This is a genomic window from Citrobacter sp. BIDMC107, assembly GCF_001037575.1.
Lineage (GTDB): Bacteria > Pseudomonadota > Gammaproteobacteria > Enterobacterales > Enterobacteriaceae > Citrobacter > Citrobacter freundii.
Genome location: NZ_KQ089851.1, coordinates 22,995 through 46,831, shown reverse-complemented (window position 1 = coordinate 46,831; position 23,837 = coordinate 22,995). Strand labels below are relative to the sequence as shown.

At 49.9% G+C, this 23,837-nt stretch carries 21 protein-coding genes; 5 read left to right on the top strand and 16 right to left on the bottom strand.

Annotation, left to right across the window (positions count from 1 at the left end; genetic code table 11):
* Positions 1-2: 2 nt before the first annotated feature.
* Positions 3-815 carry a DUF4942 domain-containing protein gene (locus tag SK39_RS24140; RefSeq protein WP_015062955.1) on the bottom strand — a complete coding sequence of 271 codons (813 nt, stop codon included), beginning with the start codon at positions 813-815 and terminating at the stop codon, positions 3-5.
* Positions 816-1,283: 468 nt separating this feature from the next.
* The gene (gene rcnR, locus SK39_RS24135; RefSeq protein WP_000019951.1) at positions 1,284-1,556 is read right to left on the bottom strand and encodes a Ni(II)/Co(II)-binding transcriptional repressor RcnR; all 273 of its coding nucleotides are present in this window, start codon (positions 1,554-1,556) and stop codon (positions 1,284-1,286) included.
* 122 nt (positions 1,557-1,678) lie between these two features.
* On the opposite strand from rcnR, the gene SK39_RS24130 reads away from it, so the two are divergent.
* Positions 1,679-2,794: a nickel/cobalt efflux protein RcnA gene (locus SK39_RS24130; RefSeq protein ID WP_001572377.1), complete on the top strand. Its 1,116-nt coding sequence runs from the start codon at positions 1,679-1,681 to the stop codon at positions 2,792-2,794.
* Between the two features lie 257 nt (positions 2,795-3,051).
* Here the strand turns inward: SK39_RS24130 and SK39_RS24125 are convergent, their stop codons facing one another.
* From SK39_RS24125 to pcoA, 7 genes are all read right to left on the bottom strand, one after another.
* Entirely contained in the window at positions 3,052-3,486 is a 435-nt protein-coding gene (locus SK39_RS24125) for a hypothetical protein (RefSeq protein ID WP_000723070.1), read from the bottom strand.
* 217 nt (positions 3,487-3,703) lie between these two features.
* A complete protein-coding gene (gene pcoS / locus SK39_RS24120) occupies positions 3,704-5,104 on the bottom strand; it encodes a copper resistance membrane spanning protein PcoS (RefSeq protein WP_048217582.1) in 1,401 nt (466 codons plus the stop codon).
* Positions 5,101-5,781, bottom strand: a complete 681-nt coding sequence (gene pcoR, locus SK39_RS24115; RefSeq protein ID WP_001188930.1) for a copper response regulator transcription factor PcoR — start codon at positions 5,779-5,781, stop codon at positions 5,101-5,103. Before pcoR ends, pcoS begins: the two co-directional genes overlap by 4 nt.
* Positions 5,782-5,835: 54 nt before the next feature.
* A complete protein-coding gene (pcoD, locus tag SK39_RS24110; RefSeq protein ID WP_317007281.1) occupies positions 5,836-6,714 on the bottom strand; it encodes a copper resistance inner membrane protein PcoD in 879 nt (292 codons plus the stop codon).
* A 55-nt stretch (positions 6,715-6,769) separates the two neighbouring features.
* Complete coding sequence (gene pcoC, locus SK39_RS24105) at positions 6,770-7,150, bottom strand: copper resistance system metallochaperone PcoC (protein ID WP_000025662.1); 381 nt, start codon at positions 7,148-7,150, stop codon at positions 6,770-6,772.
* A gap of 39 nt (positions 7,151-7,189) precedes the next feature.
* Positions 7,190-8,080 (bottom strand): copper resistance outer membrane transporter PcoB, encoded by an 891-nt coding sequence (gene pcoB, locus SK39_RS24100; RefSeq protein ID WP_074133539.1) that lies wholly within the window; start codon positions 8,078-8,080, stop codon positions 7,190-7,192.
* A 5-nt stretch (positions 8,081-8,085) separates the two neighbouring features.
* Positions 8,086-9,903 (bottom strand): multicopper oxidase PcoA, encoded by a 1,818-nt coding sequence (gene pcoA, locus SK39_RS24095; protein WP_000925242.1) that lies wholly within the window; start codon positions 9,901-9,903, stop codon positions 8,086-8,088.
* Positions 9,904-10,137: 234 nt separating this feature from the next.
* Here pcoA and SK39_RS24090 point away from each other — a divergent pair, with 234 nt between their 5' ends.
* Positions 10,138-10,587, top strand: coding sequence for a copper resistance protein (locus SK39_RS24090; RefSeq protein ID WP_001023257.1), 450 nt, complete (start codon positions 10,138-10,140; stop codon positions 10,585-10,587).
* A 288-nt stretch (positions 10,588-10,875) separates the two neighbouring features.
* Positions 10,876-11,613 carry a peptidoglycan DD-metalloendopeptidase family protein gene (locus SK39_RS24085; RefSeq protein WP_000287501.1) on the top strand — a complete coding sequence of 246 codons (738 nt, stop codon included), beginning with the start codon at positions 10,876-10,878 and terminating at the stop codon, positions 11,611-11,613.
* A gap of 33 nt (positions 11,614-11,646) precedes the next feature.
* Here the strand turns inward: SK39_RS24085 and SK39_RS24080 are convergent, their stop codons facing one another.
* The 7 genes from SK39_RS24080 to silC all read right to left on the bottom strand — a co-directional run bounded on the left by SK39_RS24080 (position 11,647) and on the right by silC (position 21,315).
* Positions 11,647-11,844 carry a DUF2933 domain-containing protein gene (locus tag SK39_RS24080; RefSeq protein WP_000843494.1) on the bottom strand — a complete coding sequence of 66 codons (198 nt, stop codon included), beginning with the start codon at positions 11,842-11,844 and terminating at the stop codon, positions 11,647-11,649.
* Between the two features lie 40 nt (positions 11,845-11,884).
* Positions 11,885-14,332 (bottom strand): Ag(+)-translocating P-type ATPase SilP, encoded by a 2,448-nt coding sequence (silP, locus tag SK39_RS24075; RefSeq protein WP_048217580.1) that lies wholly within the window; start codon positions 14,330-14,332, stop codon positions 11,885-11,887.
* A 126-nt stretch (positions 14,333-14,458) separates the two neighbouring features.
* The gene (locus tag SK39_RS24070) at positions 14,459-14,899 is read right to left on the bottom strand and encodes a DUF411 domain-containing protein (protein WP_000758228.1); all 441 of its coding nucleotides are present in this window, start codon (positions 14,897-14,899) and stop codon (positions 14,459-14,461) included.
* Positions 14,900-14,985: 86 nt separating this feature from the next.
* Positions 14,986-18,132 (bottom strand): Cu(+)/Ag(+) efflux RND transporter permease subunit SilA, encoded by a 3,147-nt coding sequence (gene silA / locus SK39_RS24065; RefSeq protein ID WP_032620969.1) that lies wholly within the window; start codon positions 18,130-18,132, stop codon positions 14,986-14,988.
* 10 nt (positions 18,133-18,142) lie between these two features.
* Positions 18,143-19,435, bottom strand: coding sequence for a Cu(+)/Ag(+) efflux RND transporter periplasmic adaptor subunit SilB (silB, locus tag SK39_RS24060; protein ID WP_000157620.1), 1,293 nt, complete (start codon positions 19,433-19,435; stop codon positions 18,143-18,145).
* A gap of 113 nt (positions 19,436-19,548) precedes the next feature.
* Positions 19,549-19,902, bottom strand: coding sequence for a cation efflux system protein CusF (gene cusF / locus SK39_RS24055; RefSeq protein WP_001246155.1), 354 nt, complete (start codon positions 19,900-19,902; stop codon positions 19,549-19,551).
* A gap of 27 nt (positions 19,903-19,929) precedes the next feature.
* On the bottom strand, positions 19,930-21,315 hold the full coding sequence (silC, locus tag SK39_RS24050) for a Cu(+)/Ag(+) efflux RND transporter outer membrane channel SilC (RefSeq protein WP_000475511.1): 1,386 nt from the start codon (positions 21,313-21,315) through the stop codon (positions 19,930-19,932).
* 189 nt (positions 21,316-21,504) lie between these two features.
* Here silC and silR point away from each other — a divergent pair, with 189 nt between their 5' ends.
* Both silR and silS read left to right on the top strand, forming a co-directional pair.
* Entirely contained in the window at positions 21,505-22,185 is a 681-nt protein-coding gene (gene silR / locus SK39_RS24045; protein ID WP_000697969.1) for a copper/silver response regulator transcription factor SilR, read from the top strand.
* The gene (gene silS, locus SK39_RS24040; protein ID WP_000555738.1) at positions 22,178-23,653 is read left to right on the top strand and encodes a copper/silver sensor histidine kinase SilS; all 1,476 of its coding nucleotides are present in this window, start codon (positions 22,178-22,180) and stop codon (positions 23,651-23,653) included. Before silR ends, silS begins: the two co-directional genes overlap by 8 nt.
* Positions 23,654-23,837: the final 184 nt, after the last annotated feature.

The window sequence follows — 23,837 nt, the reverse complement described above, 5'->3', positions numbered from 1 at the left end:
TCTTATCCTTTGGCCGGGATCTGGTTGGCAAAATAAATGCTAATCAGGTCATTCAGTGCGTTATGCAGGCTTTCACACTCAACTGAGATATGGACGTTACCATTTTCGAACAATCGGCACTTCCAGCCCTTCGGGTCGGTAATGTCACCCGTAAAATCGGTTTTCCGTAAGACAGCAAGCCGATCGTACATGTTCATTCCACTGCCGACAGGCGGTGTTGCTGCATTGGAGCAGATGCAAACGATATTCTCAAAGTCGTTTAAATAGAAGAGATTATCCTGAGAAAAGCCATTATATCTCATCATGTTCGAGTCGGGAAAAATGCCGCGTAGTACCAGTTTTTTTGGCATCACAAATTGCTGGGCATTAGTTTTATACCGGCGATCAAGCTGGCATAGCAGATCAACAAACCCTTCAGCAAGTGTAATGCTGCGCATGGCAACTGCCTGGCGCAATGTACTGCGGATTACGGTTAACGACGCAATTGGCGGAGCGTTCCGGAGAGACTCACGGAACTCTGCCCGCTGGTTGTGATTCCAGAATCGGTCAATACCCGTTTCTTCAAAAAGATTGTTCCATGTCTTACGGTCTATTTGCTGTCGCCCTTCCTCGATGCTTGCGGCCAGGGACGCAGGAAGGCCAAAAGCATTAGGGGCCATAATTTTGCTGTTAAACAGTGAAAACCCGCAAATTGCTGAGGCTTCGGCAATCAGCGTCATGCCGTCCAGAAATTTTTGCATAGCGGCATCACGACTACTGGCGAGTTGTTCGGTACGGGTACTCAACTTCAGTTCCGGCTGCGAATTCATGCTCATTTCACGATCCTTTTCCCACTGTTTTGGCTGAGAGATTTTCACTGGCCTATCCACTGTACACAGACATTAAAGTTGTCTCCTTTAACATGAAAAAGACTTTAAAGTTGTCTACTTCTTCAGATAGACCTACTTAACAGGATACTAAGTAGGTCATCTCCTTTCTCGCGTAGCATCTCTCGACGTTCACAGCAGAGGACACGTTTCAAAATGTCATCCAAAATTTTTTTCCATTATCTGACGTTGGGTGATTTTGATGGTCAGCGAGTAGAGGCTTTAACAATGTGGGTTGCCCTGAGCAAAGTAAGGGAAGTAGATGTACCAGAAATGTACGCGTTTCCTTGCATGAAGGGGGGCATCTTAAAGCTCATTGATTAAACAAACTCACTATGCCGCTACAAACAGCCCAAAACCGTCACTTGATAACGTGTTATTTAGATAAATTAATGCTCAGGGCTTTTAGCCAAACTGTCACTTGATGTAAGAATCCAGAACCTTCAGCACAACGTCCAGGTCTTCTTCTCGTTTCTGTTCTTCACTTTCATGAACAATATGTTCAGTCAAATGTCCTTTAATCACTTCACGCAATAAACCATTCACGGCACCACGTATGGCGGCTATTTGTTGCAGTACAGCGGCACATTCGTGAGGTTCATCAAGCATTTTTTTCAGCGCAGCAACCTGCCCCTGGATCTTGCTTGTACGTGCTTTCAGTTTTTGTTTATCGCGGATGGTATGTGACATGTGGGCTCTCACTCTCCTGGATATTTTATGTAACTATACCAGCGTTATTCTACTGGGGGGTAGTATATTTTACTGGGGGGGAGTAGAATCCGGCCTACACTTAATAACCAAGAATGATTCTCATGAACGAATTTACGACACTTCTTCAGCAAGGCAACGCATGGTTTTTCATCCCCAGCGCCATTCTGCTTGGCGCGCTTCATGGACTGGAGCCCGGGCACTCCAAAACAATGATGGCAGCATTCATCATTGCTATAAAAGGCACCGTACGTCAGGCCGTGATGCTGGGTGTCGCGGCAACATTGTCGCACACTGCAGTCGTATGGCTGATTGCTTTTGGAGGGATGTATATCAGTAATAAATTTACCGCAGAATCAGCCGAACCCTGGCTACAGATGGTCTCTTCAGTGATCATCCTTGGTACGGCTTTTTGGATGTTCTGGCGAACCTGGAGCGGTGAGAAAAACTGGCTGGAGGGAATGCAGGAGAATGAACATCATCACCATGACGAAACAAGGTTGATCGATACTGGCCATGGAAAAGTTGAACTGTCCATTTTTGAAGAAGGACAACTTCCCCACTGGCGGCTACGCACTCTTAGTGGCCAAAGATGGGCTTCTGAAGATATCTCATTAACCACACTTCGGGAAAACAGTACGATCTCTCAGACTTTTGAATTTGTTGATCATGGTGATTATCTGGAGTCAACATCTCCCATCCCTGAGCCTCACAGTTTCAACGTACGTCTGTCTCTGGGACATCGTGGTCATGTCCATGACTATGATGTGGCGTTCGCTGAACACGACCATGACCATGACCACTCTGAGCTTGATGGGCTGGATGTGAATTCGAAAGAGTATCAGGACGCTCACGAACTGGCTCATGCCAATGACATAAAACGCCGCTTCGACGGGAAAGAAGTAACCAACGGGCAAATCCTGATATTTGGACTGACAGGAGGGCTTATCCCTTGCCCGGCAGCTATAACTGTATTGTTGATCTGCCTTCAGCTTAAAGCGCTTACGCTGGGTGCCACACTGGTTGTTTGTTTCAGTATCGGCCTGGCATTGACCCTCGTAACGGTTGGAGTGGGTGCGGCGATCAGCGTTCGTCAGGTCGCCAAACGCTGGAGTGGCTTCAATACCATCGCCAGAAGAGCCCCCTATATTTCAAGCGCCCTGATTGCTGCTGTTGGGATTTACATGGGTATACATGGCTGGAATGGGCTGGTGCATTAACACCGGTACTGATGACACACACTCTGGGTACTTACAAAGTACATCCTAAGCGCCACCGTTGAGGTTATGAGCAGAAAAACCCGGAATATAAAGCTGCTCTTTCCGGGACTTGTTGCTGAGGCAGGGATTAAGTAACTGATTAAATCCATTCCCATAAGACTCAATGATAAATGAAAGAATAAAAAAAACGCTCCCGAATGGGAGCGTAAGCCAGTGACTTCGGCGTCAAATGAGGGTCTGACAAGTGGAGCTGCGGGTTAATTCTGGGTGATCTGGCTGCGATGCTTTTCAGCCTGCTGCTGATGAATAACGGAAGACTGACCATTATTCGCCTTCTCGTGCACAACAGCGGCTTTTTCATGCTCGTTCATTTCTGAAAATGACGTTGCTGATTCGTTGGTGGCCCCTGGTTTGCCTTTCATCATTTTTTTATGCATCTCCGCCATGTCCTGGTGGGCAGAAGCGTTGCCGTTTTGCATCATTTCATGGGACATTGCAGCCTGATCGTGTCCGCTCATATCCATCATTGTCATACTGTCTCCCTGAACAGCGCTTTTTTCAGAGGTTGACTGCATCTGATGGGCGGGTGCCTGGGCATTATTTACCTGGTCATGCATGTTCATTGTCTCTGCAGCCATGGCGGATGAAGCGACAGCCATAATGGCAACAAATGATACAAGGATCTTTTTCATGGTTGGGTCTCCGGTGTTTTCATACCCAAACAATCAACGGCTTATAACAGAGAAAGCATTTGATCTCAGGGCGGGTTATTCATCACGCCAGGAACCAGGCGATTGCGTTATCACTCTGCTCCTGATTTATGTATGATTATAAAAAACCGCCTCTGTTTATCGCGTGACTGAATGATGACAATTTTGTCACCTTCCGGGTTTCTCCTGAAGAACGGGATTAATCCATTAACAGGCGCACTTTGAACACAATTTCCCGCCCCTGCTGTTCTGCTGACAGCTCGCCGCCGTGAGCATGAATGATCGACCTTGTAATTGATAATCCCAGCCCCGCGCCTTCCGTGTTGTAGAACCTTGATGAGTCTGCGCGATAGAACCGGTCAAACAAACGTTCCAGATTAGCGGGAACCTGGCCGGACATCGTATTCGTAATCATCACGTTCACACAGTCACTGTCACGCTCAAGGTGTATCGCTGTACAGGTGTTATCGGGAGAATACTTGATTGCATTGGAAAGCAGGTTACTGAAAGCACGTCGGAGCATATCGCTGTCTCCGGCAACAACGCCCTCTCCTTCAACCGTGATTGTCTTTCCTGTTTCGTCTGCCAGGGGCTCGAACAACTCACGTAATTCATTCAGTTCGGCTGCCAGATCCACATCATGTTTATCCAGCTGCAGCAGACCATGCTCTGAACGTGCCAGAAAAAGCATGTCACTGGTCATTCGTGACAACCTTTTCAGTTCTTCCAGGTTAGCGAATAAAATTTCGCGGTAATGCGAAACATCCCTTTCCTTAGCCAGTGCAAACTGCGTCTGCATCATCAGATTACTGACTGGTGTGCGCAGCTCATGCGCGATGTCAGACGAGAAATCTGACAGTTTCCGGAATGCCCCCTCCAGGCGATCAAACATATTATTGAACTCCTGCATGGTCTCAGAGATTTCCGGCGGAGCCAGATCGGGATTTAGACGCTGATCCAGGCTGTGTACAGTCATGGAGGAAGCCAGACTGGTCATTTCCCGTAACGGTTTCAGACCAATACGTGTGGTCAGCCAGCCCAGAAAAACAGAAATAAAGACCAGACCGATATTGAACCAGAACAGCCAGGTACTGAGTTTGTCCATAAACAGGGTGTGATACCCAGTATCCGTGGCAACCGTAATGATGACATGTTTGCTTTTACCCTGTTCCGGCGTCACGGCAACCCGCCGCGAGATACTGCGGTACACGGTGTTATTTTCTTCCGTCTGGATCATATAGTCGAGAATATCACCCGACTTATTAAGCAGGACCGCTGGAACAACAGAATTTTTGGCATAGAGTTCAACAATTTTTTCATTTTCCATGTTTTTTATAGAAATGAATAAACCATTGTGCCCTACCATCGCATCGTTTATTTTTTCTGATAATGACTTAATATCCGTTTTGTTCCGGAACGTCTCTGTTTTAAGAAACTCTTCGGTGAGCTGAAGTTTACCTGTCAGAAAATCGCGGTCCTGATTATCGAAATAGCCATTAAGGGTGCTAATCAGGATAAAACTTGATAACCACCATACCGTAAGCATCACCGCAGAAAAAATCAGGCTCAGGCGTGTGGTCAGGGAAATTTTGAACCTCACTCTTCTCTGATCTCCAGGACATATCCGGCACCGCGAACGGTATGGATCAGTTTTGGCTCAAAGTCATCATCAATTTTACTTCTCAGACGTCTCACGGCGACATCAATCACATTCGTATCACTGTCAAAATTCATGTTCCAGACCAGGGACGAGATAAGACTCCTGGGTAACACTTCTCCGGTGCGTTGCAGCAGCAACTCAAGCAGAACGTATTCTTTACCGGTGAGATGGATCTTCTTCCCCGAACGGATCACGGTCCGGCGCACCATATCAACGGTCATATCGGCGATGGTGCAGACTGTTGCGGCCTGCGAGCGTGCCCGGCGCAGTAGGGTTCTTACACGTGCAACCAGCTCCGTAAAATCAAAGGGCTTAATCAGGTAGTCATCTGCGCCAAGCTCCAGTCCTTTCACTTTGTCCCGCACGTTGTCCTTTGCGGTTAAAAACAGGACCGGTTCTTCGTGCCCGGACTCCCTCAGTGCGCTGATGATTTGCCACCCGTCGAGGAAAGGCAGCATCACGTCCAGTATTATCAAATCATACTGTCCCTTCGACGCGGCCCCGAGACCATCGCGGCCATTATTAAAGAGATCGGCCTGATAGCCTTCCTCAACCAGTCCCTGCTGCAGGTAACGACCTGTTTTTTGTTCGTCTTCAACGATTAAAATACGCTGCATGGTCAACTCGCTGATATGAAAGTAAAAATCTCACGCATGAGCTTTGGCTGTCCCCTAGCTGACCTGAGACGGAGCAAGCATTCCGAGCCACGCTACGGCGCCCAGAATGATAATCGCAACAACGAATTCTGTCAGGATGCTGTTTCGCATCAGGGCAACGCTGCGATCATAATTCCCTTCCCTGACCATAACTTCAAGCCGGGGACCCAGGTGAAACCGGTTTGCTGCAGCCAGAAGAAGCATCAGAACAAACAGAGCCGTCTTGGCAAGCAATATCCTCCCCCAGGAACTGTTGAATAAGGGAGTTAAGTTACCCTCAGCAATATACAGATAGTTGACCAGCGCACTCAGGATCAGGGCTACAACAATCACCGTTCCTGCCGTGGCAAATTTTGCCAGGGAGTCAGATATCACAATGACGCTCTGTGCATTATGCGCGTTTCTGCGCATCAGCAGGATAGCAAATGCAACCAGAGCACCTGTCCAGGCACCTGCAGCACCGAGATGGGTCAGATCGCTCAGTAAATGGAGATAGTAATGCAGACCGTCATGCATAACGGCGTGTCCTCCCCAGGCAAGTGTAGCCAGCGCCACGCCCCCACTCATCGTCATCAGCAGGCAGGACAATACTCTCTTATTAGTGTAAAGGAACAAAGCACCGAGTGTGGTAAACAGGGCACAGAGCCTGACAATCCAGCTAATACCCACATCAGTTTCTTCTATCACCATCTCGATAACATGGATGGATAATTCTCTGAGGTCAGTTACTCCACTCATGGCATTAGATACCAGGAGCATATTAATGCCAGTAAGAATGATGCCTGTAACAACAGCAAAGGTTATAAACGACCTGAAATTAGTCAGGTTATAGGTTTCATGTCTGACACCGCTTATTCCATATATCTGAAAAAATGGCAATCCAAATATTACCATCAAATCCAGATAAAGAAGAAAACGAATAACAATCATAATCAGGTCGTTCATAATATTACTTCACTGTAAAGGTGTAATTACCGGTAATAGGGTGCGTATCTGAAGAAACCGCGCGCCAGTCAACACGATAAGTGCCAGCGGGTAAAGGCTCTCGCGGAATAATGACCATCGATTTAGGGTCAGCGCCTGGCGCCACTTTTGCCGCGACCGGCATCGGAGAATGTGATGACATGCCTTTCATACCCGTCATCGTTAATTTTGCACCTGAGAATTTCACGGTCAGATTTTCCGAGAAATTAAGCTGAATCTTTTCCGGGGCCGCTACGGCTGAATCAGCCTGTGGCACAGAGCTTTTTAATTCCGGATGGGCCATAGCAGAGAAAGCAACGCCCATAACGAGGCCACCTGTAAGAATGGCTTTATTTAAAATCGACATTTTATTTACCTGTTTAGTTGAGTGTTTTATATCAGTGCGTTAAAACCAGATTCTGGCTCCCGCCAGGAATACTACCTGATGGTCTTTCTCACCTTCTCTTTTCGCCATATCGGATGTTTTCCCGTAAAGTTGATTCCAGGAAACGCCTATATAGGGTGCAAACTCACGGCGTATTTCATAGCGCAGCCGGAGCCCCAGCTCTGTGTCAGTCAGTCCCCTGCCGCGACCCCGCGATTCATCATCCTGACTGTAGAAATTCACCTCATAGGATGGCTGGAGTATGAGCCGGTTAGTCAGTAAAACGTCGTATTCTCCTCCCAGACGAAGGGCTGCTTTTCCGCCATTACTGACAAAACCCGTAATTTCAGACTCAAAATTATAGAGTGCCAGCCCCTGAAAACCGACAGCAGCCCAGGTCCGGGCAGAAGCAGGTCTGAAATCCTGCCTGACACCCGCAACCAAATCCCACCATGGGCCAACCGCATGTCCCCAGAGTAACTGCGCTTCAGCCGCCTCCGTTTCCCCATTGCTTCGTTCACCTTCACTCTTTAGCCAAATCCGATCTGTGTCGCCTCCAATCCAGCTGTTAACACTCCAGCTGAAATTGTTGGTGTTATCCGACCGTTGCCATTCCAGTTGATCCAGCAGAACCAGATAATTAATCGCACTGTCGTGAATCGCATGCCCCTGTAAATTGCCGAATGCAGCCTTCCGGTCGGCATCGGTAACAGGCGGAATTGGCGTTCTGCTCTCAGTTACAATGGGCTCCATTGACGTCATCTCAGTGAAATTCTCATCTGCTGGCATCTGCATGGCAGACATGTCGTGCCCGGCGTGGGGATCTGCAGAGACGGAGCCCGCCGCAATAGAAAGCGGTGAGGTAAACAAACCGGCGACCAGAACAGGTATGGCCTTCAAATTTCTCTTCATTCGCATCATTCCTCCACCCGGACTTCACGAAACATTCCCATTTCCATGTGATAGAGCAAATGGCAGTGATACGCCCAGCGGCCAAGCGCATCTGCTGTCACTCTGTAACTGCGTTTTGTACCAGGGGGAACATCTATTGTGTGTTTACGAACCATGAAATTACCGTTTTCATCTTCCAGATCGCTCCACATACCATGCAGGTGAATGGGGTGAGTCATCATGGTATCGTTGATCAGCGTGATCCTGAGCCGCTCACCGTATTTCAGCAGCACCGGTGCGGCATCTGAAAACTTGATTCCGTTAAATGACCAGGCAAACTTTTCCATGTGGCCGGTTAAATGCAGTTCTATGGTACGGCCAGGTTCACGTCCGTCAGGATCCTCAAAGCGGCTTTTCAAATCCGCGTACGTGAGAACCTTTCTTCCGTTATTTCGAAGACCAATACCCGGATCATTTAATTTCGGAGAGACGCTCATCGCCTGCATATCAACCAGTGGGTTATCCGTTTCTGACGCAGGATGACTTTGCATACCCGGCATTCCGGCCATCCGGGAATGATCCATACCGGCCATGCTGCTGTGATCCATGGGCGCGGAGGATGTCCCGCTATCCGGAAGGTCAGCACCGTCCATAGACATCATCTCTCCGCTGTTATCCATGCCTCCCATCTGGCTGTGGTCCATTCCTGCCATATCATGTCCCATTCCCCCCATACCCATATCTTCCATGGTCAACAGAGGACGGGGATCGAGGGGGGGAACGGCAGCACTTAACCCCTCTCTCGTGGCCAGTGTCCCTCGAGCGTAACCGGTCCTGTCCATGGATTGTGCGAAGATGGTATAGGCCTCACCCTGAGGCTCCACAATGACATCATAGGTTTCGGCAACGGCAATCCTGAATTCGTCAACGGTAACCGGGTTTACATACTGGCCATCTGCAGCCACGACCGTCATTTTCAGCCCGGGGATACGGATATCGAAATAGGTCATTGCCGAGCCGTTGATAAACCGTAAGCGTATCTTTTCACCGGGACGGAACAGTCCGGTCCAGTTTTTCAGCGGGGCCTGCCCGTTCATGAGATAGGTGTAGGTGTAGCCACTGACATCCGCGAGGTCAGTCGGATTCATTTTCATTTCAGCCCACATTTTCCGATCGGCAATGGTGGCTGACAGCCCCCTGGTATTCACGTCGCGGAAAAAAGAGCCAACGGTTGGTTTATTGAAATTGTAGTAATCCGACTGTTTTTTTAATTTTTTCAGCAGGCTGTGAGGATTTTCATCGGTCCAGTCAGACAACATGACCACATGCTCACGATCGTAAGCAAACGGTTCTGGCTCCCTGGCATCGATGATAATGGCACCGTATACCCCCTCCTGTTCCTGCAGACCGGAATGGCTGTGGTACCAGTAAGTCCCGTTCTGCTTAACCTTAAAGGTGTAAACGTAGGTATCATCAGGCTCTATGCCCATAAAACTCAGCCCCGGAACACCATCCATATTGGCCGGAAGAATAATGCCGTGCCAGTGAATGGACGTCTGTTCATTAAGACGGTTTTTGACCTTCAGGGTAATGGTGTCACCTTCTTTCCAGCGAAGAACGGGCCCCGGCAGGCCTCCATTGATTGTTTTGGCCTGACGCTCACTGCCCGTGATATTGACGGCCGTTTCACCAATGGTCAGGTCAAACTGAGTACCCTGCAGGGATGCGGCAACTGGCAGGCTCAGACTGGAACGCGCATTGAAACTCCATACGCCAAGACTTCCGGCTACGCCAGAGAGGGTTAACCCCTTCAGGAAAGTTCGTCGAGACGTTTTCAACAGCATGCGCATTCCCTTATTTAAAGTATGGTTACTGACAGAATTCGAGAACCGATTTAAATTAAATTACTGGTTCATCCACTTACAATGAAATGAATCTAGCACACCTTAAGAAACAAATTCATTACAATCGTGTAATGTACATAGCTGTATTACATTTACGTCATCTTCCCCACAGGTTGATTATTTTTATATATGATCATAAGGACATCTTTTATGTACCTCAGAAGGTAATTACACATGAATATATTAATCACGACCACTGCGTTTACAGCTTTATTTTGTGGGGCAGCTTTTGCTCAGTCCAGTGATATTGCCCATGAAGCACATCGATTTGTTAATAATGCCTCAGCCGTCAGTCATGTGAATTCCTCGACGCATGAAAACTTACCGGACAGGGTTAATAAAAACAACACGCCCTCATTCTCTGAAATGAATGAACATGAAAGGGCCATTGTTGCTCATTCATTTATGAACAACAGCGCGTCCTATGCGCATCAGAAAATGATTGAGGAACATAAAAAAATGCTGTCCGGCAGTGATGCAAATTCAAAGACCTCGTCTTCTTCTTTTAACGAACTGAATGCCGGAGAAAAAGCCGCTCTCGTGCATGAGCAGGTCAATAATGCCGGTGCGGAAGCACATCAGACGCAGGCAAGAAAGCTTCGCGGGCTGTATTCGACCAGGTAACTGCAGGCGGGTTAGTGCTTAGCGTCAGGTGCGCAGCAGGGCTTTACTGACGGGTTACGTAGCAGGACATGAGCCCCATATTGCTCTGCCGTAACCTGTTTCAGTCCCGTTAATCATCACCGTCGGGCTGGTCATACAGTTCCCAGAGCTTCAGGAGCAAACGGGAAACAAGATATGTTACAAAAATGACGACCATCAACGGTGCTCCCGATTAACTGACAGATGACACGCCTCCTGAAAACCCCTAGCATACGCCGCAGTGTTCATGCTAACGGCGAATTCCAGTAAATGTATTCTACCGATGTCGTAAAAGAAAATGCCTACCTTTCAGCCACCCGCTCGGGGCTGGAATCGAACGAGATCGCTACTCTTCAGCGCTCCTTGCCTTCCCGGTTTAATCTGCGGCATTTGAAAAAAAATGAATCATTAAAACTCGTACTGCAAAAGAAAGCGGGAAAATCACGTGTCGTGGCCTATAAATTTACGTCCGGTTCATTTAATTACACGGCGTATCGTATATCAGATAAAAAGTTCTATAACCTTTCCGATACTTCCGGGAAAGGCAGTCTCGATTATCCGTTACCGGCCACAGCAAGACTCAGTTCGCCTTTCAATCCTGCAAGGCTTAACCCGGTATCGGGAAAAGTGAGTCCCCATAATGGCATTGATTATTCCATGCCCATGAACACGAAAATAGTCAGCGTCATCGACGGAAAAATCACCCGGGCCGAATACAACAGTACCATGGGATATTTTGTTGAAGTAACGGGAAAAGCCGGTGTTAAAACTCGCTATCTCCACCTCAATAAAATACTCGTTACTAAAGGGGCCAGGGTTACACGGGGAGGTGCTATTGCGTTATCCGGTAACAGCGGACGTTCATCCGGTCCTCATCTGCATTACGAGCTGGTCATCAATAACAACCCTGTTAACTCTCTGGCGTTCCGGGCAGCGGCACCCGCTGATAACAAACTCGAACAGCATGCCTTTGCGCATGCCAGAGACTACGAACGATACCTGGACTGATAACGGGACCGCGACGCGGCCCCGTCTGCCGGATTAATTTTTTTTATCGTTTTCACTTCCGTGATGTTGATGATCTCCATGCCCTCCGTGGCCGTGGAAAAGATGCATTAGCGGGCAGACCAGCAATAACAGATATGGCCAGTAACCTGCCACATGTGACCAGTGTTCGCGCAGGAGGGCAAATGCCGCGATCGCGGCGACAGCAATAAGCGCATAGGTGGTACTTTTCATACTGGACTCCTTCTGTTCGTAACAGACCCTTCATTCAGGGTTATTTCCCGAGCCTGACACTTTTCAGACGCAACGCATTCACAATGACGCTGACGGAGGAAAGAGCCATGGCCGCCGCCGCAATAACTGGCGACAGCAGTATTCCATACACAGGATAAAGCAGACCTGCAGCCACAGGCACGCCAAGTGCGTTGTAGATAAATGCAAAAAACAGATTCTGACGGATATTTTTCATGGTGATCTCTGACAGATGACGGGCCCTGTTCAGTATCATCAAGTCGCCTTTGAGAAGGGTGACTCCGGCACTTTCAATTGCCACATCTGTACCCGTTCCCATGGCTATACCCACGTCAGCCGCTGCCAGCGCCGGGGCATCATTCACACCGTCTCCGGCCATCGCAACCACATGGCCAGACTCTTTCAGTCGGGTTATCACTGCTTTTTTGCCATCCGGCAGAATTCCGGCTTCAACCTCATCTATTCCCAGTTTCCGTGCGACTGCTTCAGCAGTAAGCTGGTTATCCCCGGTGAGCATAACAATGCGGATCCCCGCCTGACGCAAAGCTTTAAGCGCATCCGGCGTGGTTGTTTTCACGGGATCCGAGATAGCTATCAGGCCTGCAAGGTCCCCGTCTGTGGCCACATAGATAACGGTAGCGCCTTCCATCCGCAACGTATCCGCAACGGCCTTTTGATTATCAATAACGATACTGTTTTCCTGCATAGCCAGTTCATTACCAATAACAACCCGTTGACCTTCGACATCGCCTGAGACACCTTTACCCGACGGTGCATCGAAATGAGTGACTGCGGGTATTGCGATCCCCTTTTCCTGTGCTGCTTTAACTACTGCCATACCCAGCGGATGCTGCGAGCCTTTTTCCACTGCGGCCGCTACACGTAAAAGAGATGTTTCCCCACCCGGAATGAGACTGATAATCCCTGTCACCGTAGGCGCACCTTCCGTGAGCGTGCCTGTTTTGTCGACAACCAGCGTGTCCACTTTTTCAAGACGCTCAAGGGCTTCGGCATTCCTGATTAACACCCCGGCCTGGGCTCCTTTGCCCACCCCCACCATTATCGACATCGGCGTGGCCAGCCCCAGCGCGCAGGGACAGGCAATAATCAGGACCGACACAGCCGCAATGAGACCGTGCGCCATCCTGGGCTCGGGCCCCCAGACAGACCAGATCACGAAAGCAACAACCGCGATAAGTATCACCAGAGGAACAAACCAGCCTGAAACGCTGTCAGCCATTCTCTGGATGGGGGCACGCGAACGCTGTGCATCAGCGACCATCTGAACAATTCGTGAGAGCATCGTTTCATCACCGACTTTCTCTGCACGGATGATAAGACTACCTGTCTGATTAATCGTCCCCCCAATGACAGGGTCACCCTCCGTTTTGGTAATCGGCATAGACTCCCCGGTCACCATCGATTCATCAACGGTTGTTTTGCCTTCGATCACGATACCGTCGACCGGAATACTCTCTCCAGGTCTGATGCGGAGCTTATCGCCAGGCAGGACATCTTCCGCATTAATATCCGTTTCATGACCGTCATGATCCAGCCGCCTGGCGGTTTTGGGGGCAAGATTCAGTAGTGCAGTAATGGCACCTGAGGTTTGTTCCCGTGCCCGCAGCTCAAGAACCTGTCCCAGCAGAACAAGCACCGTAATAACTGCTGCGGCTTCAAAATAAACGGCCACCAGGCCATCCATGTTTCTGAACGATGCAGGAAACCAGGAGGGGAAGACGGTTGCAATGACGCTGTACACCCAGGCTACGCCGGTGCCCATTGCAACAAGGGTAAACATATTCAGGGAGCGGTTACGTAACGACATTCCGGCCCGGGCGAAGAATGGCCAGCCACACCACAACACGACAGGAGAGGCCAGAAGCAGCTGCAGCCATGTGTTGTGCTGTGGCGGTACTGTATTCCTCAAGGCGGGAAACAGATGAGATCCCATTTCGAGTACCAGAACCGGAAACGCCAGCAACAACCCCAGCCAGAAGCGTCTTGTCATGTCGCGAAGTTCATCACTTGGCCCCGTGGATGCCGTAGCTACGAGCGGCTCCAGTGCCATTCCACAGACAGGACAGCTTCCGGGACCACTGCGGCGTATCTCCGGGTGCATCGGACATGTCCACACACCTTCAGAATTCTCTTTCTCCGCCTGGTGGTGAGGCTGTTTTATCTGATCAGGGCTGACTTCGTGATGATCGTGGTGATGGTGATGGGAATGTTCACTGGCATCTTCGGTAAGATAACGATCGGGATGGGCTTTAAATTTACTCTCACAGCTGGCGGAGCAGAAATAAAGTTGATGGTCCTGGTATCGAATGCTGCTGTGCGCCCTGTCGGGCAGGATGTCCATCCCGCACACGGGATCTCTCACCTTATGCAATACGTGGCCCTCGTCCGGGGATAATGTCTGCTCAGAAGCAGTCTGGTTGTTGTGTTGCACTGCATTGTCATTTTTCACAGTAACTCTCCTTATGCATACCGAAGCATCTTCTGTCTTCAGGGTATGTCATGGATGCGATTACCACGAATGCCGCCGGCATAAGAGTGCCTGCTGCCGGCGTCCCGTTATCAGCCGTTCCGCTGACTATTCGATTCGCTGGAAGACTTTTTTACTTCCATCCGGTGAGAATGCGATAACATCGTAAGCCTCTTTTCGGGCTCCCATCTCCATTCCAGGACTTCCTGCTGGCATACCGGGGGTGGCGAGACCGTATATACCTGAACCAGACTGCATTGCCTTATGTATCGTTGTCGCAGGCACATGGCCTTCAATGATCAAATTACCGGCAACCGCGGTATGACAACTTCGCAGTCCTGCAGGAATAGCATGCTTTTCTTTCAGGGCTGACAGCGCCTGATCATTCATGACGTGAGTTCGTACTTCAAACCCGTCTTTTTCCATCGCCTTGCCCCACAGGGAACAACAGCCACAGTTTTCAGATTTGTACATATCAATCACTTTTTCACTCGCCATCGCGGGCAGTGAAAGGCCGAGAGCCAGCGCCATCAGAACCACTTTTTTCATACTCACCTCTGTATATTATCGATTTAAACCCTGACGTCAGGGTGAATCAGTAAAGAAGGACACCCACAGGGGGTGCCCTTTCAGGTTCAGGACACGCTTTTTTTATGTCTGCGCAGCCAGATTAATTTGTAGGCGGCAGGAATAATGAACAGGGACAGCAGCGGAGCCGTGATCATCCCACCAATCATGGGTGCCGCGATACGGCTCATGACTTCTGAACCTGCACCGGTTCCCCAGAGTATTGGCAGCAGACCCGCAATGATCACCGCCACGGTCATGGCTTTCGGCCGGACACGCAGTACGGCACCATGATAGAGGGCTTCATCAAGGCCTTCCGGTGTGAACGTCTCTTTACGGGACAATTCCGGGTGCGCTTCAATGGCATGACGCAGATACATCAGCATGACCACGCCAAACTCTGCTGCCACCCCGGCCAGAGCGATAAACCCCGTTCCGGTTGCGACAGACATATGGAAGCCCTGCCAGTACAGGAACCATATCCCGCCAACCAGGGCGAACGGCAGGCTCATCAGGATCAGCAGGGCTTCATCAACCCGGCGGAATGCCAGATACAACAGGATGAAGATGATCATCACCGTCATCGGCACCATCAGCTTCAGTTTCTTGTTGGCATGCTCAAGCAGTTCAAACTGTCCGGAGAATGACACGCTGGTACCCGGTCTCAGTTTCACTTTCTGACTGATCGCCGTTTTAATGTCATTAACCACCGACACCATATCCCTGCCGCGCGCGTCAATGTAAATCCAGCTGGCTGGACGGGCATTTTCCGTTTTCAGCATAGTCGGCCCGGAAACGACCTTAATATCCGCAACATCGCCCAGCGTGATCTGCTGCTTCATCGGGGTCAGGATCGGCATCTGTTTCAGGGCCTGCGGGCTGTTCCGGTAATCCTGCGGATAGCGGATATTAATCGGGTACCGGGCCACGCCTTCAACCGTCTCACCCACCATAGCCCCACCGATGGCTGATGAGATGAACAGCTGCACATCGCCCACCGTCATTCCGTAGCGGGAGGCTTTTTCCCGGTTGATATCCACATCAATGTAGCGCCCGCCTTCCAGTCGCTCTGCGAGAGCAGACACTACGCCGGGTACGGTTTTGGCGACCGCTTCGATACTCTGCGCCGTTGCATCGATATCGGACAGAACCGTTCCGGACACCTTGATACCTATCGGGCTTTTGATCCCGGTTGAGAGCATATCAATACGGTTACGGATTGGCGGCACCCAGAGGTTTGCCAGCCCCGGTAAACGGACGGTCCTGTCGAGTTCTTCAATAATCTTGTCAATCGTCATGCCTGGACGCCACTGATCCTCAGGTTTGAGCTGGATCGTGGTTTCAACCATTTCGAGCGGTGCGGAATCCGTGGCGGTCTCTGCTTTACCGGTCTTGCCAAATACAGAGGCCACTTCAGGAACGCTTTTGATTAACTTGTCCGTCGTCTGCAGGAGCGCTGCAGCTTCAGCCGGAGAGACACCCGGCAGGGTCGACGGCATATACAACAGGTCGCCCTCGTTAATCTTCGGCAGAAACTCACCGCCCACCTGGCTCAGCGGCCAGATAACGGTGAAAATGGACAAGGCCGCAACCAGCAGGGTTGTTTTTGGCCAGTGGAGAACCCGCAACAGCAATGGATGATACGCTTTGATCAGTACCCGGTTCAGGGGGTTACTGGTCTCTGCAGGAATTTTCCCCCGGATCCAGAATCCCATCAGAATCGGAATGACGATGATGGCCAGCGCGGCCGCGCCCGCCATGGAGTACGTTTTCGTGAATGCCAGCGGGCCAAACAGACGTCCTTCCTGACCTTCCAGGGTAAAGATAGGAATAAAGGACAGGGTGATGATCAGCAGGCTGATAAACAGTGCGGGTCCCACTTCAACGGAGGCATCGGTAATCACCTTCCAGCGGGTGGCGTTGTCAATCTGCTCACCAGGATGCTGATGATCCCACTCCTCAAGCCGCTTATGCGCATTCTCAATCATCACAATGGCGGCATCCACCATCGCACCGACGGCAATCGCTATCCCTCCCAGCGACATGATATTGGCGTTCAGTCCCTGGAAGTGCATGACGATAAAGGCGATACACAGACCAAGCGGCAGAGAGATAATCGCCACCAGGGCAGAACGTACGTGCCACAGGAACAGGGCACAGACGATGGCCACCACGATAAACTCTTCCAGAAGTTTGGAACTGAGGTTATCAATCGCCCGGTCGATGAGCTGGCTGCGATCGTAGGTGGTCACGATTTCAACGCCTTCCGGCAGGCTGGCCTTCAGCGTCTCAAGTTTATCCCTCACTGCCGTGATAACGTCGCGTGCATTTTTACCCGACCGCAGGATCACCACGCCGCCAGCGACTTCGCCCTGGCCGTTCAGCTCGGCAATACCACGCCGCATTTCAGGCCCGGTCTGCACGCGGGCAACATCCCGCAGATAAACCGGCACGCCGTTCTCGCCTGTTTTCAGGACGATGTTATTAAAATCATCAATGCTCTGAAGATAACCGCTGGCACGGACCATATACTCAGCTTCGGCCATTTCAACGGATGAGCCACCGGCCTCCTGGTTAGACGATTCAAGGGCCTGTTTCACTTCGGGCAGGCTGATACCATACTGAGACAGTTTTACCGGATTGACCTGAATCTGGTACTGTTTCACCACGCCGCCAACCGAAGCGACCTCAGCCACGTTCGGGATGGTTTTCAGCTCAAATTTCAGGAACCAGTCCTGCAGAGAACGCAGTTCTGAAAGGTCGTGTTTTCCGCTGCGATCGACAAGGGCATATTCAAATATCCAGCCCACCCCCGTGGCGTCCGGACCGATTTCAGAACTCACACCGGCGGGCAGTTTTCCCTGTACCTGGTTCAGGTACTCCAGCACGCGGGAACGGGCCCAGTACAGATCGGTGCCGTCTTCAAAAATGACATACACATACGAATCACCGAACTGTGAAAAACCACGCACGGTTTTTGCGCCAGGCACGGACAGCATGGTGGTGGTAAGTGGATAGGTGACCTGGTTTTCTACAATCTGCGGGGCCTGGCCGGGATAGCTGGTTTTGATAATGACCTGCACATCTGACAGGTCAGGCAAGGCATCGACAGGCGTGTTAATAATCGTCCATGTGCCCCAGATGCTGAGAAACAGGGCCCCCATCATGACCAGGAAACGGTTGGCGACAGAGCGCCGGATAATCCATTCAATCATCGTCGTCTCCTCAGTGCCCTGAATGCATATTTACAGGCTGGTCAGACATTGCTGGCATACTGCTTTCTGTTTTTTCAGGGTGGCGCATACGTTCCAGTGCGCCCGTAATATTGGCTTCAGAGTCAATGAGGAACAGGCCACTGACCACCACGGTATCGCCTTCATTCAGGCCGGAGCCGATGCCGGACTGTTGCTGTGACTCATGCAGAACGTGGATCTGTTTCGGCACAAACTTGCCTTCATCATCAACAGTAATCACGCGCTGTTCTTTGCCGGTATCGATAACGGCCTGGCTTGGTATCAGCAGCATCTCCTGGCTCCTGGTATTCAGTTTCAGATAGGCATTCATGCCCGGCTTGAGAAACTCATCCTTATTAGAAACCTGGAGACGGACCTGAAGCGTACGGGTTGTCTGATCCACGCTGGGAAGAATATTCCATTTTTCGACATGGAATGTTTTATCCGGATAAGCCGGTACCGAAATTTCAAACTGCGACGTATCTTTCAGCAGATAGGCGATAGATTCTGGCACTGCAGCGCTGATCCAGACCGGGTCCATTCCCTGAATCTGAGCCACCACCTTATCTTTCGAAATATTCATGCCGGTGCGCAGGTCAAATGCAGTAATGACACCATCAATAGGTGCTTTAATGGTAAAACGGGTCTGAATGCTCCGGGTAGAACGCAGTCTCTGAATATCCTCTTCCGGCATACCTGCCAGGCGAAGCCGTTCCAGAACGCCTTTAATTTGCGTGGAAGTACCACCGGTGCTGGATAACAGAAGGAATTCACTCTGTGCTTCCACCCAGTCCGGAATGGTAATATCGATAAGTGGCGTCCCCTTCTTCACATGATCGCCAATCGTCATGGGGTAGACTTTTTCGACAAACCCGTCAGAACGCGCCTGCACAATAACAAACTGATACTCGTTATAGCTGACATTAGCCGGGATTGTCTGAGAATAATTCAGCATTCCTCGCGTGACTTTTTGCGTTTTTAATCCCAGATTCTGAACCTGGGTTGGGTCGATACGGATCCCGCCACTGCTTTTATCGCCACTGTCATCAGCATATTTTGGCACCAGGTCCATATCCATAAAGGGCGATTTTCCGGGTTTATCAAATTTGGTATCCGGTTTCATTGGGTCATACCAGAAAAGCACCTTTCGTTCCGGTGCCTTTTGTTCTGTTTTTTCTGTCTTTTGTGCTGAGTTTACATACTGCCAGGCAGTAACCGATATCAGCCCCCCTGCTATGAGGCTGCTGATAATTATTGCAGCATATTTTATCTTTAAAGAAGCCATACAATTTTCCGCTAAAAAATCAAAACACCTGGCATATGCGCCTGACGGTTAACTCACACATATACCTATGTGAATGTACAGGCGCACAGGATGTAATCGCTCCGGACAGCCAATCAGGACTGCGTCACGTTAATGCTTTTGAGTAAGGAGATATTGCCCTGCTGAATAAACGAGAAATCGACATGGTTGCCTGTTTTCAGGGCATTAATAGCATCGTCTGCATTAACAAAAGTAAAGCGCATGGTCATTGCAGGCCAGCCCACCGCTGGAATTGCTTCATGCGAAATGGTGATTTTCTTAGTATTCATATCAATGTCTTTAACGACACCGGTGCCCTTGATAACTTGCTGTACCGAAGCATCACTGGCAGTATTCATATCGCCATGCTGATGTGTTTCAGCATGAAGACCGGCAGAAAACATGACAGAGAAGGCACCAAATAAAACGGCTTTAAGTGAATTACGCATTTTAATTTCCTGATTAATTAAATAAATTTACTCTACCCAACCGCCACCCAGCGCGGTAAACAGATTAATTTCGTTAACCTGCCGGGAATAGGTAAGATCGAGAATGGTTTGCTGGGTAGCGAAGAGGGAACGTTCTGCATCCAGCACTTCGATGTAACTGACAGCACCACTTGCATACAATCCTCTGGCACGCTGGAGAGTTATCTGAAGTGAATCAAGATAACGCTGCTGTGACTCAAGTTGCTGGCTAAGGCTGTCGCGCAGCGCAAGCGTGTCGGAAACATCCTTAAAGGCTGACTGAATTTTTTGTTCGTAATTAACCACCGACTGTTGCTGGCGAATTTCAGCCAGCTTCAGATTGGCTTTATTCCTGCCAGCATTAAATATAGGAATTTCAATTTTAGGGATAAAATTCCACATTCCACTTCCTGACGTAAACAGGCTGGACAGCTCCGTACTGCTTGCGGAAAGACCACTGGTCAGGGTAATTGAGGGGAAAAAGGCCGCTCGCGCTGCGCCAATATTGGCATCAGCCGCTTTCAGCTGATATTCCGCTTCCATAATATCCGGTCGCTGCAGCAAAATTTGTGAAGACAGATTTGGTGGCAATTTTACTGGGGCTATCTCCCCGCCTTTCATCCCTTTTTCTGACGGAAGTGCGCGGTACGTTCCCAGCACCAGTTGCAGGGCATTGTTTGCCTGAGCCAGATCGCCTTCTCGTTTGGCTATTTCGGCGCGGGTACTTTCGATTTGTCCTCGCGCCTGTTCAAGTGCCAGAACGTTCGTACTCCCGGTCACGAGCTGCTGCTCAACGAAAGCATAGGACTGTTGATAATTTTTCAGCGTTTCCCGCGCAATACGAAGTTGTTCGTACGCCAGTTGCTGGCTGAAATAGCTTTGTGAAACGTTGGATACCAGCAGGATGTGTACGGCCCGACGGGCTTCTTCGCTGGCAAAGTAGTTCTGGCGATCAGCATCACTCATGTTCTTAAGTTTGCCGAAAAAATCGAGCTCATAACTGAACTCCAGACCTGCGTCGTACTCCTGTGTGGTCGGCTTGTCACCTTTCAGACCACCGCTGTATGTGATCCCGGATGAGGCATTCAGCTGGGGATAACGATCTGCATCCGTGACGTTGAACTGGGCCCGGGCCTCTTCAACCTTCAGTGCAGCCATTCTCAAATCACGGTTATTAGTCAGGGCTTCAGTAATCAGCCGGGTGACCTGGGGATCGACAAAAAAGTTACGCCAGCCCGTATCCTGATAGCCATTCACCGCTGGCGTCAGGCTGTTACGGGACAGTGAAAACTGCTGGGGTACCGGTGCTGCCGGACGCTGATATTCAGGCGCCAGAGAGACACAACCAGCCAGAATGAAGATTGTGCTGATGCTGAGTAGTTTTAATTTGAACATATTGCTTCTCGTCCAGGCAGACCTGGTAAATGGTTCAAATGAAGTCCAGAGTATTGATAGGGGTACTTTACCTAACGCTCTCTGTTTGCCGAGTGACAGGATAATGACAATGTTGTCATTTTTGCTGTAATCCGTTGATAACGATCGTGGGCGCAATAGAATGACATTAGCAGCCAGCCGGGGAGCAAGATGAAAATATTGATCGTCGAAGACGAAATTAAAACAGGTGAATATCTCAGCAAAGGGCTTACAGAGGCAGGGTTCGTAGTGGATCACGCTGATAATGGTCTTACCGGATATCATCTCGCCATGACAGCCGAGTATGATTTAGTCATTCTGGATATCATGCTACCTGATGTGAACGGCTGGGATATCATCCGCATGCTGCGCACTGCCGGAAAGGGTATGCCGGTCTTACTGCTGACGGCCCTCGGCACGATCGAACATAGGGTCAAAGGACTGGAACTGGGTGCGGACGATTATCTGGTTAAACCCTTTGCGTTTGCCGAACTGCTCGCCCGGGTGAGAACCCTTCTGAGGCGGGGAAACACGATGATCACGGAAAGCCAGTTTAAGGTGGCTGACCTCTCGATTGATCTCGTATCCAGAAAAGTCAGTCGCGCCGGAAACCGCATTGTGCTCACCAGTAAAGAGTTCAGCCTGCTGGAATTCTTCATTCGCCATCAGGGAGAGGTTCTTCCCCGCTCCCTGATTGCCTCTCAGGTCTGGGACATGAATTTTGACAGCGACACTAATGCGATCGATGTCGCAGTAAAGCGACTCCGCGCTAAAATAGACAACGATTACGGGACAAAGCTGATCCAGACAGTCCGGGGCGTGGGCTACATGCTGGAGGTCCCGGATGCATAGCAAACCTTCCAGACGCCCTTTCTCACTCGCTCTGCGGCTGACCTTTTTTATCAGCCTGTCCACGATACTGGCTTTTATCGCCTTCACCTGGTTTATGCTGCATTCTGTTGAAAATCATTTTGCCGAGCAGGATGTCAGCGATCTTCAACAAATCAGCACCACACTGAACCGTATACTGCAGTCCCCGGTGGATCCGGATGATAAAAAAATAAGCAAAATAAAGGAATCAATTGCCAGCTACCGCAACGTTGCCCTTTTGCTCCTCAATCCCAGGGGTGAAGTGCTCTTTAGCTCAGCTCAGGGGGCGGCACTACGCCCGGCAGTGAATTCAGCAGATTTTAGCGAGCACAGCCGCGCACGGGATGTCTTTCTCTGGACGGTGGAGGATCCTGCGGGACCGATGGATACCGGGTCCGAAATGAAGATGGAAACATACAGGATTATCGCCTCCTCTGGTCAGGCGATATTTCAGGGCAAACAGCAGAACTATGTCATGCTGACTGGCCTATCCATTAATTTCCATCTCCATTACCTCGATGCGCTGAAAAAGAACCTGATTGCGATTGCCGTCGTGATAAGCCTGTTGATTGTTCTGATCATTCGAATCGCTGTCCGTCAGGGGCACCTGCCCCTTCGTAATGTCAGCAATGCCATTAAAAACATCACCTCCGAGAATCTTGATGCGCGACTGGAACCGACACGCGTTCCCATTGAGCTGGAGCAACTGGTTATCTCGTTCAATCATATGATTGGAAAGATTGAGGATGTCTTTACCCGCCAGGCCAATTTCTCTGCCGATATCGCGCATGAGATCAGAACGCCCATCACCAATCTGGTGACGCAGACTGAAATCGCACTGAGTCAGGATCGAACACAGAGGGAACTTGAGGATGTCCTCTATTCCAGTCTTGAAGAGTATAACCGGATGACCAAAATGGTCAGCGACATGCTGTTCCTGGCACAGGCAGATAATAATCAGCTGATACCTGACAGGGTCATGTTTGACCTCAGAGCGGAAGTCATGAAAGTCTTCGAGTTTTTCGAAGCCTGGGCCGAAGAACGCAATATCACGCTCAAATTTAACGGGATGCCCTGTCTGGTCGAGGGAGATCCACAAATGTTCAGAAGAGCGATCAATAATCTGTTATCCAATGCCCTGCGTTATACCCCGGAGGGACAGGCAATCACCGTCTCAATAAGAAAACAGGGGAGCTTTTTTGACCTTGTGATTGAAAATCCGGGGAAACCAATCCCTGAAGAGCATTTATCAAGGCTGTTTGACCGTTTTTATCGGGTGGATCCGTCCAGACAACGAAAAGGAGAAGGCAGCGGCATCGGTCTTGCGATTGTGAAGTCAATCGTGGAAGCACATCACGGAAGAGTGCATGTGGAATCGGATATACGCTCGACACGTTTTATTTTATCCGTACCCAGACTGGAGAAAATGATTCCGGATCCCCAACACTGAGAATAAAGATTTAAATGACAAAGATGTCATTAGCCTGTCATGCAGCAAACAGAAGCCATTTGATATAATTAGTGCAACTTATCAGGAAGGCTGGATTGCTTCATCAATACCCGGCGTCAGAGTACGCCAGGAATGAATATCCAGCCATCTCCCGGAGAAATAATAACTGCCGAACCTGTTTAAG

Excerpts from the sequence above, each read along its gene's own strand:
- pcoA (WP_000925242.1), bottom strand. The coding sequence starts at position 9,903 with ATGCTGTTGAAAACGTCTCGACGAACTTTCCTGAAGGGGTTAACCCTC.
- SK39_RS24140 (WP_015062955.1), bottom strand. The coding sequence starts at position 815 with ATGAGCATGAATTCGCAGCCGGAACTGAAGTTGAGTACCCGTACCGAA.
- pcoD (WP_317007281.1), bottom strand. The coding sequence starts at position 6,714 with ATGGTAATATTTGGATTGCCATTTTTTCAGATATATGGAATAAGCGGT.
- cusF (WP_001246155.1), bottom strand. The coding sequence starts at position 19,902 with ATGCGTAATTCACTTAAAGCCGTTTTATTTGGTGCCTTCTCTGTCATG.
- silA (WP_032620969.1), bottom strand. The coding sequence starts at position 18,132 with ATGATTGAATGGATTATCCGGCGCTCTGTCGCCAACCGTTTCCTGGTC.
- pcoR (WP_001188930.1), bottom strand. The coding sequence starts at position 5,781 with ATGCAGCGTATTTTAATCGTTGAAGACGAACAAAAAACAGGTCGTTAC.
- rcnR (WP_000019951.1), bottom strand. The coding sequence starts at position 1,556 with ATGTCACATACCATCCGCGATAAACAAAAACTGAAAGCACGTACAAGC.
- SK39_RS24090 (WP_001023257.1), top strand. The coding sequence starts at position 10,138 with ATGAATATATTAATCACGACCACTGCGTTTACAGCTTTATTTTGTGGG.
- silC (WP_000475511.1), bottom strand. The coding sequence starts at position 21,315 with ATGTTCAAATTAAAACTACTCAGCATCAGCACAATCTTCATTCTGGCT.
- SK39_RS24080 (WP_000843494.1), bottom strand. The coding sequence starts at position 11,844 with ATGAAAAGTACCACCTATGCGCTTATTGCTGTCGCCGCGATCGCGGCA.
- SK39_RS24130 (WP_001572377.1), top strand. The coding sequence starts at position 1,679 with ATGAACGAATTTACGACACTTCTTCAGCAAGGCAACGCATGGTTTTTC.
- SK39_RS24125 (WP_000723070.1), bottom strand. The coding sequence starts at position 3,486 with ATGAAAAAGATCCTTGTATCATTTGTTGCCATTATGGCTGTCGCTTCA.
- SK39_RS24085 (WP_000287501.1), top strand. The coding sequence starts at position 10,876 with ATGTATTCTACCGATGTCGTAAAAGAAAATGCCTACCTTTCAGCCACC.
- silB (WP_000157620.1), bottom strand. The coding sequence starts at position 19,435 with ATGGCTTCTTTAAAGATAAAATATGCTGCAATAATTATCAGCAGCCTC.
- silS (WP_000555738.1), top strand. The coding sequence starts at position 22,178 with ATGCATAGCAAACCTTCCAGACGCCCTTTCTCACTCGCTCTGCGGCTG.
- pcoB (WP_074133539.1), bottom strand. The coding sequence starts at position 8,080 with ATGAAGAGAAATTTGAAGGCCATACCTGTTCTGGTCGCCGGTTTGTTT.
- SK39_RS24070 (WP_000758228.1), bottom strand. The coding sequence starts at position 14,899 with ATGAAAAAAGTGGTTCTGATGGCGCTGGCTCTCGGCCTTTCACTGCCC.
- silR (WP_000697969.1), top strand. The coding sequence starts at position 21,505 with ATGAAAATATTGATCGTCGAAGACGAAATTAAAACAGGTGAATATCTC.
- pcoC (WP_000025662.1), bottom strand. The coding sequence starts at position 7,150 with ATGTCGATTTTAAATAAAGCCATTCTTACAGGTGGCCTCGTTATGGGC.